Genomic DNA, 12,567 nt, shown 5'->3' with positions numbered 1-12,567 from the left:
CCCCCCCCCCAGATCAGGCGCCATGTCTTGTGGGCTCGGAGAGGTGGAGAAGAGCCAGGCCCGCGCCCGCCCCCGCGCCGCACCCGCCGCGCCCGAGCGCGCCGAGGGGGTAAGCGACACGTCGAGTGCCTATCCAGCGGATGGACACTCGACGTGTCGGGTAGGCACTCGACGGGCCGGGGCGCCGGCGCCAGGCGCGGGCCGGTGCGAGCGGGGCGCCGGCGCCGGGTGCGGGCGGTGGGCGCGCGGGCGGGTGAACCGTGCCCGCCGCGGGGCCGTGGGGGCCCTCGCGTCGGTGCTGGTCAGGAGGATCCGTGCAGGTCAGCACCACCCCCTGCGGGTACCCCGGAGGGGGCCGTTCGGGGGTGTTCGTGCACGTCAGAGGGGCTGCGCTCGCCCATATGGGTGTGAAAGGGGTGAAAACGGACACATCGGGCGGACTGGGACAAACACGCTGATATAGCCTCAAGTCACACCAAAGCCGCCCGGGGGGATCCGACATGAGTCTGCTCGACGATCACGACGTCTCGCGCTCCGCGCAGCGCGACGTCGCGGCACCGGGCACGGCGGCACCGAGCGGCACGACGGCCCCCGCGGGCGCCGTCGAGCGCCCCGCGGAGCAGCCCGCCACGGGGGAGTCCGCCGCCGAGCGCACCCCGGCCGAGCACGCCGCCGCCGAGCGCCGCCGCGACACCCGCGGCCCGCGGCTGTCCTGGGCCTCCGACCGCCCGTTCCACGAGCCGCTGGGCCACGCCGCGCCCTCGGGCTGGCGGGGCTCGCACGCCGCCTACCAGGTCGAGACCCTGGCCCGGGACGTCGTCCTGGCCACCTGCGTGCCGACGCTGCTGCTGTTCCTCATGCACGGCGTGACGCTGCTGCAGCTGTCCTGGGGCCTGATGATCGGCCTGCTGTACATCGCGTTCGTCGCGGTGGAGCGCGGCTACGACCGCCAGGTGATCGGCGACGGACACCAGGAGTTCGAGGCCGTCATCCGCGGCGGCGTGCTGACCGCGGCGGCGCTGGCCGTGTTCGCGGTCGGCGCCGACGTCGACGTGCCCCGCACGATCGTGTTCCTCGCGCTGCCGCTGGTCGCGGTGCTGCTGCTCGGCGCCCGCCACCTGGCGCGCCGGTCGCTGCACAAGCGCCGCGCCCAGGGCGAGTCGATGCGCCGCACCCTGGTGGTCGGCGACGCCTCCTCGATCACGCACGTGGTCGACGACCTGTGCGGGCTGCCGCAGTACGGCTACAACATCGCCGGCGTGTGCGTGCCCTCGTTCGACGGCCCGCTGCCCGCGCTGGGCGTCCCGGTGCTGGGCACGGTGTCGGACGTCGTGCAGGTCGCCGTGGACGGCGAGTTCGACGTCGTGATCGTCACCGGCTCCGAGCTGTCGGGCCAGGCGCTCCGCCGGCTGTCCTGGGCGCTGCAGCGGACCGACACCGAGCTGGTCGTCGCCCCGGGCATCGTGGAGGTGTTCGGCCCGCGCGTGACGCTGGAGCCGACCGCCGGCCTGTCGCTGATCCACGTGAACGCCGCCGAGTCGCGCCGGTCCCGGATCCTCGCGAAGCGCGCGTTCGACACGGCGTTCGCGCTCGGCGCGCTGCTCGTGCTGTCGCCGGTGCTGGCCGCCACGGCCCTCGCGGTGAAGCTCACCAGCCCCGGTCCGGTGCTGTTCAAGCAGACCCGGGTCGGCAAGGAGGGCCGCGAGTTCTCCATGCTGAAGTTCCGGAGCATGGTGGTCGACGCCGAGGAGCGGCTGGCCGCGCTGCGCGCCGCGAACGAGGCCGACGGCCCGCTGTTCAAGATGGACCGCGACCCGCGGATCACCCGCATCGGCCACTTCCTGCGCAAGCACTCGCTCGACGAGCTCCCGCAGCTGATCAACGTGGTCAAGGGCGAGATGGCGCTCGTCGGCCCCCGCCCGCCGCTGCCCTACGAGGTGGCCCAGTACCGGGAGTCCGCCCGCCGCCGCCTGCTGGTCAAGCCCGGCCTCACGGGTCTGTGGCAGATCAGCGGCCGCGCCGACCTGGCGTGGGAGGAGGCGGTCAAGCTGGACCTCCGGTACGTGGAGAACTGGTCGATCGCCTTCGACCTGATGATCCTGTGGCGCACCGTGCACGTCGTCGTGAGCGGTCATGGCGGTCGCTGACGGGGTCGCGCTGGCGCACGACTACGCCACGCAGCGCGGCGGCGCGGAGCGCGTCGCCCTGGTGATGGCCGACGCGTTCCCCGGCGCCCCCCTCTACACGACGCTGTACGACCCGGCCGCGACCTTCCCGGAGTTCGCGCCGCTGGACGTGCGGACCAGCCCGATCGACCGGTTCGGCGTGCTGCGCCGGCACCACCGGCTGGCGCTGCCGCTCCTCGCCCCGGCCGTGGGCGCCACGCCGATCGAGGCGGACGTGCTGCTGGCCTCGTCGACCGGCTGGGCGCACGGCTTCCCGACGACCGGCCGCAAGGTGGTCTACTGCCACGCCCCGGCGCGCTGGCTCTACCAGTCGGACCGGTACCTCGGCCCGTCGCGGCAGGGCGGCTCGGGCCACGCCCCCGGCGGGACCCAGCGCCGGCTCGCGGCGGCGGCCCTCGGGCTGCTCGCCCCGGCGCTGCGGTCGTGGGACCGGCGCGCCGCGGCGACCGCCGACCGCTACCTGGCGAACTCGACCGTCACCGCCCGCGCGATCCGCGAGGTCTACGGCATCGAGGCGGAGATCGTGCCGCCGCCGCCGGCCATGCTGCCGGGCGGCGCCGAGACCCCGGTCGAGGGCGTCGAGCCCGGGTTCCTGCTGTGCGTGGCGCGGCTGCTGCCGTACAAGAACGTGGACGTCGTGGTCGAGGCCGTGCGGCGCACCCCCGGTGCCCGGCTGGTCGTGGTCGGCGACGGTCCCGAGCGCGCGGCGCTCGAGCACCGCGTGCGCGACCTGCCGCGCGTCGTGCTGGCCGGCCGGGTCGACGACGCGCGTCTGCGCTGGCTCTACCGGAACAGCGCCGCCCTGGTCGCCGCCTCGTACGAGGACTACGGCCTGTCCCCGCTGGAGGCCGCCGCCTTCGGCCGCCCGTCCGTCGTGCTGCGCGACGGCGGGTACCTCGACACCGTCCGCGACGGCGTCACCGGGGAGTTCTTCGACGCCCCCGACCCCGACCTGGTGGCCGAGGCCGCCGGTCGCGCGCTGGCCCGCACCTGGGACCCCTCGGTGCTGACCGCGCACGCCGACGACTTCGCCGCGGAGCGGTTCGTCGAGCGGCTGCACCGCGTCGTGCGCGAGGAGCGCGCGGCCGGGCGGTCCGCCGGACCCGAGCGGCCCGACCCCGCAGACCCTGTGCTGACCGAGAGGCGATCCCGATGACCCTGCAGGACATGTTCCGGACCATCTGGTTCGGCAAGTGGCTGGTGCTGGTGTCCGTGCTCGCCGCGCTCGGCGGCGCGTACCTCTACGTGTCCCGCCAGGAGCCGCAGTACGCCAGCACGGCGACGGTGCAGATCGTCGACACGGAGACGCTCGCGGCCGCCGGCGTGCGGCTGGAGAGCGACCCGAGCCTGGTGACGAGCGACGCCGTGACGGCCGCCGCGGCGGAGGACCTCGGCGACGCCGACCTCGCGGACGGCCTGGCCGCGTCCTCGTCGGCGGAGTACGCCACGGACAACCCGAGCAACGTGATCATCACCGAGACCGGCCCCGACGCGGACGCGACGGTGGACCGGGCCAACGCGATCGCCACGGCGTACGTCGCGGCGCTGCAGGCGCAGTTCGACGACGACCTCGCGTCGATGCAGGAGCGGCTGAGCACGCTCGCCACCAGCATCGACCAGCAGCAGAAGGCCATCACGGAGGCCCGGCGCGCGGCGGCCGCGGCGACGGCGACGACGAACCCCAACGCCCAGGTGGACCCGGTCGACGGCCTGCTCGAGGCGCAGTACTCCACCACGATGGACCAGTACCAGACGCTGTCCGGCCAGCTCACCCAGGCCCAGCTGCTGGCCTCGCCGGCGACCATCCTGCAGAACGCGGTCGGCAGCAGCCTGGTGAGCATCCCGGGCAGCCTGGTGTACCTGATCGCCGGCCTGGCCGGTCTGCTCGTCGGCATCGGCCTCGCGGTGGTCCGCCGCGGTCTCGACACCAAGGTCCGCACCTCCGGCCAGGCCCGGCGGTCGGCCGGCGCCCCGGTGCTGGCGCGGCTCTCCGGCACGGGCGTCGCCCTGAAGTCGGTCGAGGCCGAGGGCACCCTGCCCGTCGCCCGCCGCGAGGCGACGGCGTACACCCGGTCGATCCGCGAGCTCCGCACGGCGCTCCAGGCGGCGGTCGAGAACGACTCCGGCAGCGCCGTGATCGTCGTGACCGCGGCCGACGTCGAGACCCCGCGGTCGTTCCTGGCCGCGAACCTGGCGGCGTCCTGGGCGCTGTCGGGCCGGAGCGTGGTCGTGCTGTCCGGCGACCTGCGCCAGCCGCGGCTCAACGCGCTGCTGCCCGCCGACGCCGACGCGCCGGTGCGCACCGGGCGGGCCGGCGGCCGCGCCCGCACCGCCGCGCTGCCGACGGCGATCCCGCACCTGTCGGTGCACCCCGCGCTGCAGACGGAGCTGGACCCGGCCGACTTCCTGGCCTCGTCCGACGTCCGGGCGCTCGTGGAGCAGCTCCGGGCCACCGCCGACGTCGTCATCATCGACGCCCCGCCGATGCTGGTCGCGGCCGACGCGACGATCCTCGGCTCGTACGCCGACGGCGTGCTGCTCGCGGTGACGCTGGGGCACACCCACGTCGGCGCGGTCGAGGAGTCCGCCGAGCGGCTGCGCGCCGCGAACGCCGCGCTGCTCGGCCTGTCGGTCGACGGCACGACCGAGCGCAGCGAGGCGACCTACGAGGCGACCTACGCGTTCGCCGGCGCCGAGGAGCCCGCGGAGGCGGACGCCGAGGCCGCCGGGGGCGAGCACACCGCGGACGGGTCCGCGGCCCCCGCGGCGCCGACCGCGGACACGCCCGCCGACCCCGAGCGCTCGGCGGACGCCGAGCCCGCGGCCGACGCCGAGCCCGCGGCCGACGCCGAGCCCGCGGCCGACGCCGAGCGCCCGGCCAAGGCCGACGCCGGGCACGCGGCGCCCGCCGACTCCGCCGACGCGCCCGACGAGGCGCCCGCCGACGCCGACGCCGACCGCCCCGCCGAGGACCGCGCCCCGGTCGCCGCCGAGTCGAAGTGACCGCGGCCCCCGCACCGGACGCCGTCCCGCGCCCGGTGCGGGTGGTCGTCCTCGACCACACCGCCCAGCTCGGCGGTGCGGAGCTCGCCCTGCTCCGCACGGTCCGCGCGCTCGACCCGGCCGCGGTCGAGGTGACCGTCGTGCTGTTCGCCGACGGACCGCTGGCCGGCCGGCTGCGGGACGCCGGGGTCGCGGTCCGGGTCCTGCCCCTGGACCCCCGGATCGCGCAGACGGACCGCGCCGCCGCCGGCCGGTCCGCCCTCGGCGCGGCCCGCTCCGCGGCGACGACCCTGCCGTTCGTGGCGCGGCTCGCCCGGCTGCTGCGGGACCTCCAGCCCGACGTCGTGCACACCACGTCCCTCAAGGCCGACGTCCTCGGCCTGCCCGCCGCCCGGCTCGCCCGGCGCCCGCTCGTCTGGCACGTGCACGACCGGATCGCCGAGGACTACCTGCCGGCGCCGGTCGCCCGGGTGCTCCGCGTACTGGCCCGCCGCGGCCCGCGGCACGTCGTCGTGAACTCCCGCGCCACCGCGCGCACGCTGCTGCCGCTGCCGCGCGGCTGGACGCTCGCGTACCCCGGCCTCGCGCCGGAGCAGGTCGCCACCGACCCGGCCGCCCGCCCGGCGCCCGCCACCCCGGTGATCGGGCTGGTGGGCCGGGTCAGCCCGACGAAGGGGCAGCGCGAGTTCGTGGCCGCCGCGGCGCTGCTCGCCGAGCGGTTCCCCGACGCCCGGTTCCGGGTGGTCGGCGCCGCGCTGTTCGAGGAGCAGGCGTACGAGGCCGAGCTCCGCGCGCAGGTCGCCGCCCTCGGCCTCGCCGACCGCGTCGAGCTGACCGGCTGGGTCGCGGACCCGGTCGGGGAGATCGACCGGCTGTCCGTCCTGGTGCACGCCTCGCCGGTGCCCGAGCCGTTCGGCCAGGTGGTCGTCGAAGGCATGGCCCGCGGCGTCCCGGTCATCGCGACCGCGGGCGGCGGCGTGGACGAGATCGCCGTGGCGGACGACGGCACCCCGCGCTGCCTCGTGGTGCCGCCGCGGGACGTGCCGGCGCTGGCCGAGGCGGTGGCACGGGTGCTGGACCGCCCGGAGGAGGCCGCCGCGCGCGCGGACCGCGCCTGGAAGGACGTGCAGGCGGACTACGCGGTCGCCCGCACCGCCGAGCGGCTCACCGCGGTGTGGCGGCGGGCGACTCCCGCACGCGGTTGAGCACCGCCTGCATCTCGCGCACCCGGTCCGACCACCGCGGCACGTCCGCCGGGGCCGGGCCGATCCCGTCCGGGCGGCCCTCCGCGAGCACCCGCACGACGGCGTCGGCGAGGTTCTGCGGCGAGGCCGTGGTGACGCGGTCGGCGGGCTGGTCCCGGAACCCGGCGACCGGGGTCGCGACGACGGGGCGGCCGACGGCCAGGTACTCGTAGAGCTTGATCGGGTCCAGCGAGTCGGTGAACCCGTCGACCACGTGCGGCACCAGCAGGACGCCGGCGTGCTGCAGGTAGCCGGGCACCAGCGCCGCGGGGCGCGGGCCCAGCACGAGGGCGCCGGCGGCGTCCAGCCGGGTCAGGTCCAGCGGGTCGAGCAGGGCGGGGCCGACGAGGACGAGGCGCGCGCCGGTGGCCCGCAGGTGGGTGGCGACCCGCAGGCACGCCTCCACGTCCAGGCGGTCCGGGTGCATCGTGCCGACGTACACGGCGTACGGCTCGTCCGGCAGGTCCGCGGGGCGGGGCTGCGGCGTGCGGTAGGCGTCGACGTCGACGGCGTTCGTGAGCAGCGTGACCGGGCGGTCGGCGCCTTTCGCCCGCGCGAGCGCGGGGGAGCACACGACGACCTCGGCGCACCGCTCGACGAGCAGCGCCTCCGCCGCGCGGGTCCGCTCGAGCTCGGCGGGCTCGCGCACGGCGCGCAGCCAGTCGTCGGTGACGTCGTAGAGCGACCGCCAGCAGGTGGCGCGGAGCACCGCGGCGCCGTCGGGGTCGTTCACCCAGAGGACGGGGTCGGCCATGCCGAGCCGGCGGGCCACCCGGGCGACCGCGCGGGCGCGGCGGTCGTCGCCGGCCGGGTCGAGCCGTCGCGGCAGCCACTTGGTCGGCCGGTACGCCCAGGCGCGGCCCGCGGGCGCGCCGTCGTCGGGCCCCAGCGCGCGCAGCCGCCGGCCGAGCGTCGGGGACGCGCCGCGCCGCAGGTCGTGCAGGTGGTCGACGGGGGGCTCGACGAACAGCACCCGCAGGCCGGGGTCGGCCGCGAGCAGCCCCGCGACCAGGTGCTGGTTGCGGCGCCACACCTCGTCCCACGGCTCGAGGGAGAGCACGACGAGGTCGCGCCGGTCGCCGCCGGGCGCGGCACCGCCCGCGCGGGCGCCCGGGTCGGCGGCCGCGCCGTGCCCCACCACCGCCGCGTCCCGGGTCCCGGCGCTCACGGGGTCACCCCGGCCGTGCCGGGTACGCCGGCCACGCCGGGCGCCGCCGCGGGGCCGAGCGGGGCGCCGAGCGCCGCCGCGTACACCGCCGCGATCCCGTCCGCGTGCGCCTCCGGCCCGAACCGGCGCTGCTGCAGCGCCCGCAGCTCCTCGCCGTAGGCGGCGCGGCGCTCCGGGTCGCGGGCGAGCCGGGCGAGCGCGGCGCCCGCGGCCTCGACGTCGTCCGGCGGCACGAGCACGGCGCCGTCGGCCGCCCCGACCGTCTCGGAGTGCCCGCCGCCGCGGCCGGCGACCACGGGGGTGCCGTGCGCCATGGCCTCGACCGCGGACAGGCCGTACGGCTCGTCGCCGCGCGGCGCGAAGAAGATCCCGGCGGTGGCCAGCAGCGCGGGCAGGTCGGCGCGCATGCCGAGGAACCGCACGGACCCGCCCAGGCCCAGCGACGCCGCCAGCGCCTCGAGCTCGGGGCGCAGGGCGCCGTCGCCCGCCAGGTGCAGCTCCCAGCCCTCGGCGGCGAGGCCGGAGGCGGCCCACATCCGCAGGGCGACGTCGGTGCGCTTCTCGGCCTCGAGCCGCTGCGCCATCAGCACCACGGGGCGGCGGTCCGGCTCCGCGCCGGTGCGCGGCACCACCGGCACGCCGGGGTGCACGACGGTCGACGGGCCCTCGACGCGGTCGGCCACGAACGCGCTGATCGCGACCTGGGCGGCGATCCGCGGCCCGACGAACCGCCCGACCGCGCGGCCCACGGCCGAGGAGCCGCGGCGGGCCGCGAAGTGCCGGGTGGCGACGACCGGGGCGCGGGCGGCGGCGGTCGCGGCGAGCTCGGCGGCGGTCATGTGCGCGTGCACCAGCCGGGCGTCCAGGCGGCGCAGCGCGCGGGCGGCGCGCAGCGGGGTGGCGGCGGGGGCCCACCGGACGCCGGAGCCGGCGAGCTCGGCGGGCATCCGGTCGGCGGCGCCGCCGAGCACGTGCACCCGCAGGCCGCGGGCGTCCTGGGTGCGGGCGAGCGTGGTCACGTAGCGCTCGACGCCCGCGAACGCGTCCGTGCACACCACGTGCACGACGTCGAGCGGCACGGCGGGGGCGCCGGGCGCGGTCACGAGGGCTCCCGGTGGCCGACGGGCAGGGGTCCGCGGTGCCGCCGGGGCCGGCCGCCGACGACGGCCTCGCGCAGGTGCCGGGCGCGCCGGCCGGCGGGGCTGTCCGACGGTCCCGGCGTGCTCCGTGACGAGGGCGGCGGCGGGCCGAGGACCGCGGGCTCGTCCTCGACCTCGCCGGACCGCTCGGCGTGCGCCTGGGCGCCGAGGCAGATGCCGGCGATGACGAACGGGATCGACACCTGGGCAGCGACCCAGAACAGGTCGAACTGGCCCTGCACGAACCGCATGAGCACCAGGACGAACGCGAGGGTGCCGTACCGGGAGTCGACCCGCCAGAGGATCACCAGGATCGCCAGGAACATCACGAGGAACCCGACCAGGCCGACGACGCCGCCGGACGACAGCATCTCGAACTCGGCGTTGGGGGGCTGGAAGTTCTCCTCGAACCGGTCGGTGTACCACCAGCGCAGGCCGGCGCCGAACCACGGGTACTGCTCCCAGATCAGCAGCGACTGCCGGAACCAGATGAGCCGCTGGTAGGCGGAGTTGTACTGGTTGCCGGACTCGAGCTGGTCCTGGACGAGCGAGCCGATGATGACCGCGGCGCCGGCGATGGCGAGCAGCACGACCTTCGAGCGGTGCCGGTGCGGGTCGGGCCGGAGCGCGACCACGGCGATGGCGACCGCGAGGCCGATGAGCGCCTGGCGGGACTGCGCCACGAGGATGCCGGCGAGGAACAGCCCGAACAGCCCGAGGCAGATCAGGTCGTTCCACCGCAGCCAGCGCGGCCGGGCGTACACGATGATCGCCGCGAACGCGAGCACGCACCCGATGTAGTTCTTGTGCATGAGCAGCGGCTCGTTCAGGTACACCGGCCCGAGGTTCCCCGACGCCGCGTTCACCGCGAACTGCGCGAGGGCGGCGAGCGCGACGACGACGGAGCCGCCGACGTACAGGCCCAGCGCGAGCCGCGCGTGCCCGGCGGCGCCGATCGCCCAGCCGACGAGGAGCGCCCCGCCGACGAGCAGCCACTCGTGGAACCACTCGACGGCGTTCGCGACGTACGGGTTGGCGATGACGGTGAACAGCACCGTGGCCTGGTAGAACGCCGAGGCCCACAGCACGTTGCGCATCGGCCGGGTCAGCGGGCGGCGGCCGAACAGCAGCGCCGGCCAGAACGCCGCGAACAGCACGAAGTCCGAGACGGACAGCGCGCCGCCGACCCGGTTGACCAGGAGCAGCAGCGGCATGCCGAGCACCGGCAGCGCCATCGGCATCCGGAGCGTGAGGCCGACGACCAGCACCGCGGCGGCGACGCCGAGGGCCAGCACCGGCTGGGTGGAGGTCACCCCGCCGACGACGAGCGCGACGGCGACGAGCGAGCCGCCGACGAGCGCGCGGCGGCCGGCGGTGGTGCGCGGCAGCCGCTCGGCGACGGCGCCGCCGAGGGCGACGCGGTGCGGGCGGACGCCGGGGGCGAGCTCGGCGGCGCCGGCGGGCGCCGGGGCGGCGCGGGGGGTCGCGGGCGGGGTCGTGGTCGTCACGCGGCGGCCTCCCGGTCGGCGGTCTCGGGGGTCGGGTCGGCGTCGGCGCCGCGCGGGGCGCGCACGGGGGCGGGCGGGACGGGGGGCACGGGCACGGGCGCGGGCCGCGGGGTGCGAGGGTCGCCGAGCGCCGCCTCGGCCCGCAGCGGGCCGCGCAGGTAGAGCCGCAGCCGCAGCCGGGCGGCGGCGCCCCGGTCGCCGGGGAGCAGCGCGCGCGGCACCGCGCCGAGCGCCACGGCCGCGCGGGCCGACGCCCAGCCGGCCGCGCCGTGGTGCGTCCGGAAGTACCGCTCCTGGGACGCGTGGAAGTGCGTCTCGCGCCGGGTCGGGTCGGTGCTCGTGCCGGCGCCGACGTGGCCGGCGAGCACGTCCTCGACCACGGCCGAGCGCCAGCCGGCGTCGTGCGCGCGGCGCTGCCAGTCGGTCTCCTCCGAGTACAGGAAGAACCGCTCGTCGAACCCGCCGACCGCGGCCAGCGCCTCGGCGCGGAGCAGCAGCACGGAGCCGATGACGAAGCCGCCGGCGGTCTCCGGGACGCCGAGGCCCGCGGCCTGCCGCCAGGCGGCGGCCGGCGTCGGGAACGGCCAGCGCACCCGGGCCGGGGCGCCGTCGTCGTCGACCTGCGCGGGGCCGACGGCGGCGAGGTCGGGCGCCGCGCGCAGGGCGCGGTGCAGCGCCCGCACGCCGGCCAGGTCCACCCGGGCGTCCGGGTTCAGCAGCAGCACGTCGGCGCCGGGGCGTGCGGTCCGCACGCCGAGGTTCACGGCGGCGGCGAACCCGAGGTTGGCGCCGGGGTCGAGGTAGCGCGCGCCGGCGTCCTCGGCCACGCGGCGGACCTCGGGGTCGCCGGAGTTGTCGACGACGGTCACGCGCAGCGCGCCGGCCACGGGCTCGAGCGCCCGCGCGAGCAGCGGGGCGGCCCCGTACGCGACGACGACCACCTCGGGGTCGCCCGCGGGGGCGGCGCCGCCCGCCCCACCGCCCGCGGTGCCGAGATCGGTGCTCGCGCTCGAGATCGGTGCCTGGAACCGCCGATCTCGGCCCGAACCACCGATCTCGGAGCCCTCGGCGCCGACCCCGGCCCCGGCCCCGGCCGTGGCGCCCGCGACGACCTCGCGGTACATCGCCTCGTACCGCTCGGCGATCGCCGACCAGGTGTACTCGGCCGCGCGGTCCGCGCCCGCCGCGCGCATGCGCGCCGCCCGGCCCGGCTCGTCCACGACCGCCACGAGGGCGGCGGCCAGCGCCGCGGCGTCGCCCGGCGGCACGAGCGTGCCGGCCCCGCCGACGACGTCGCGCAGCGCCCCGCTGTCCGAGGCCACGACGGGCACGCCCGCCGCCATCGCCTCGACCGCGACCCGGCCGAACTGCTCCAGCCAGCCGGGCGTCGGCACGGACGGCACCGCGAGCACGTCGAGCCCCCGGTAGAACGCGTCGAGCGCGTCCCCGGTCAGGTGCCCGTGGAACGTCACGCGTCCCGCGAGCGCGGGCGTCGCGGCCCGGGCGCGGAGCGCGGCCTCGTACGGGCCGGCACCGGCGATCGCCACGGTGATCCGCGGGTCGGCCTCGGCGGCGTCGAGCAGCACGTCGAGCCCCTTGTGCGGGTGCAGGAGGCGGCCGACGTAGCCGGTGCGTGCGGGGGCGGCCGCACCGACTACGCCGGCGTCCGTGGGGGCGCCCTCGTCCCGAGCGCCCGTCGTCCGGTCGCCCGCGTCCTGAGCTCCCGGGTGCCCGGCGCCCGCGTCGTGCGCGCCGGGGGGTTCGACGCCGAGGCCGATGACGTGCGCGGGGGCGGTGAGCCCCTTGGCGCGCAGCACGTCGCCGGCCTCGGCGTTGCACACGCTGACCGCGCCCGCGGCGCGCAGCGCCCGGCGCTCCCACCAGCGGAACGGCACGGGGTAGCGCTTGGCGATGTTCTGCGCGGAGTACAGCACGTAGGGGACGCGCGACCGGCGCAGCGCCCGGAGCAGCAGCACCTCGGCGGTCGCCAGTGCGGCGGGCTCCTCGTGCAGGTCGAGCACGTCCCAGTCCTCGCCGAGCGCGCGCCAGATCGGCCGCGGGTCGTAGAGGAACACGTTCGGGTGGCGGCCGGTCGTGCGCACGCCGACGACGTCCTCGCCCGGCTGCGGCTCGAGGTCGACGTCCCGGCCGCCCTCCTCCCAGGTGCGCGCGCTGAGCGTCCGCACCGTCAGGCCGCGGGCGCGCAGGGCGGCCTCGCGCCCGCGCCACGCCGTGACGACGGCGCTGTGGGACACCCGGAGCACGCGCATGGGGACCATCGTGCCGGTCACCTCCACAAATCGGACATCTGGTGCAAAA

General features: G+C 77.6%; 8 protein-coding genes. 4 read left to right on the top strand and 4 right to left on the bottom strand.

Annotation, left to right across the window (positions count from 1 at the left end; genetic code table 11):
* Positions 1-500: 500 nt before the first annotated feature.
* Genes AC3WUG_RS15925 through AC3WUG_RS15910 form a run of 4 tightly spaced genes read left to right on the top strand, consistent with a single transcriptional unit; the run spans position 501 to position 6,394 of the window.
* Positions 501-2,147, top strand: coding sequence for a sugar transferase (locus AC3WUG_RS15925; protein WP_492328563.1), 1,647 nt, complete (start codon positions 501-503; stop codon positions 2,145-2,147).
* Complete coding sequence (locus AC3WUG_RS15920; RefSeq protein WP_492328562.1) at positions 2,134-3,342, top strand: glycosyltransferase; 1,209 nt, start codon at positions 2,134-2,136, stop codon at positions 3,340-3,342. The genes AC3WUG_RS15925 and AC3WUG_RS15920 overlap by 14 nt, the downstream gene beginning before the upstream one ends.
* Positions 3,339-5,189: a polysaccharide biosynthesis tyrosine autokinase gene (locus AC3WUG_RS15915; RefSeq protein ID WP_492328561.1), complete on the top strand. Its 1,851-nt coding sequence runs from the start codon at positions 3,339-3,341 to the stop codon at positions 5,187-5,189. The genes AC3WUG_RS15920 and AC3WUG_RS15915 overlap by 4 nt, the downstream gene beginning before the upstream one ends.
* Positions 5,186-6,394 (top strand): glycosyltransferase, encoded by a 1,209-nt coding sequence (locus AC3WUG_RS15910; protein ID WP_492328560.1) that lies wholly within the window; start codon positions 5,186-5,188, stop codon positions 6,392-6,394. Before AC3WUG_RS15915 ends, AC3WUG_RS15910 begins: the two co-directional genes overlap by 4 nt.
* On the opposite strand, the gene AC3WUG_RS15905 is transcribed toward AC3WUG_RS15910, so the two are convergent.
* Genes AC3WUG_RS15905 through AC3WUG_RS15890 form a run of 4 tightly spaced genes read right to left on the bottom strand, consistent with a single transcriptional unit; the run spans position 6,354 to position 12,518 of the window.
* A complete protein-coding gene (locus AC3WUG_RS15905; RefSeq protein ID WP_492328559.1) occupies positions 6,354-7,601 on the bottom strand; it encodes a glycosyltransferase in 1,248 nt (415 codons plus the stop codon). The two genes, AC3WUG_RS15910 and AC3WUG_RS15905, sit on opposite strands and share 41 nt — an antisense overlap.
* On the bottom strand, positions 7,598-8,704 hold the full coding sequence (locus AC3WUG_RS15900) for a glycosyltransferase family 4 protein (protein WP_492328558.1): 1,107 nt from the start codon (positions 8,702-8,704) through the stop codon (positions 7,598-7,600). The genes AC3WUG_RS15905 and AC3WUG_RS15900 overlap by 4 nt, the downstream gene beginning before the upstream one ends.
* Entirely contained in the window at positions 8,701-10,248 is a 1,548-nt protein-coding gene (locus AC3WUG_RS15895) for an O-antigen ligase family protein (RefSeq protein WP_492328557.1), read from the bottom strand. The genes AC3WUG_RS15900 and AC3WUG_RS15895 overlap by 4 nt, the downstream gene beginning before the upstream one ends.
* Positions 10,245-12,518 (bottom strand): glycosyltransferase, encoded by a 2,274-nt coding sequence (locus AC3WUG_RS15890; RefSeq protein ID WP_492328556.1) that lies wholly within the window; start codon positions 12,516-12,518, stop codon positions 10,245-10,247. The genes AC3WUG_RS15895 and AC3WUG_RS15890 overlap by 4 nt, the downstream gene beginning before the upstream one ends.
* Positions 12,519-12,567: the final 49 nt, after the last annotated feature.

Source organism: Cellulomonas sp. EB106-03-03-XG116, assembly GCF_058792015.1.
Note: the sequence above shows the minus strand (reverse complement) of the source record. Positions and strands in the feature narration are given on the sequence as shown.

Bases quoted from the DNA above. Each gene is read 5' to 3' on its own strand.
- AC3WUG_RS15915 (WP_492328561.1), top strand. From the start codon at position 3,339: ATGACCCTGCAGGACATGTTCCGGACCATCTGGTTCGGCAAGTGGCTG.
- AC3WUG_RS15890 (WP_492328556.1), bottom strand. From the start codon at position 12,518: ATGCGCGTGCTCCGGGTGTCCCACAGCGCCGTCGTCACGGCGTGGCGC.
- AC3WUG_RS15920 (WP_492328562.1), top strand. From the start codon at position 2,134: ATGGCGGTCGCTGACGGGGTCGCGCTGGCGCACGACTACGCCACGCAG.
- AC3WUG_RS15925 (WP_492328563.1), top strand. From the start codon at position 501: ATGAGTCTGCTCGACGATCACGACGTCTCGCGCTCCGCGCAGCGCGAC.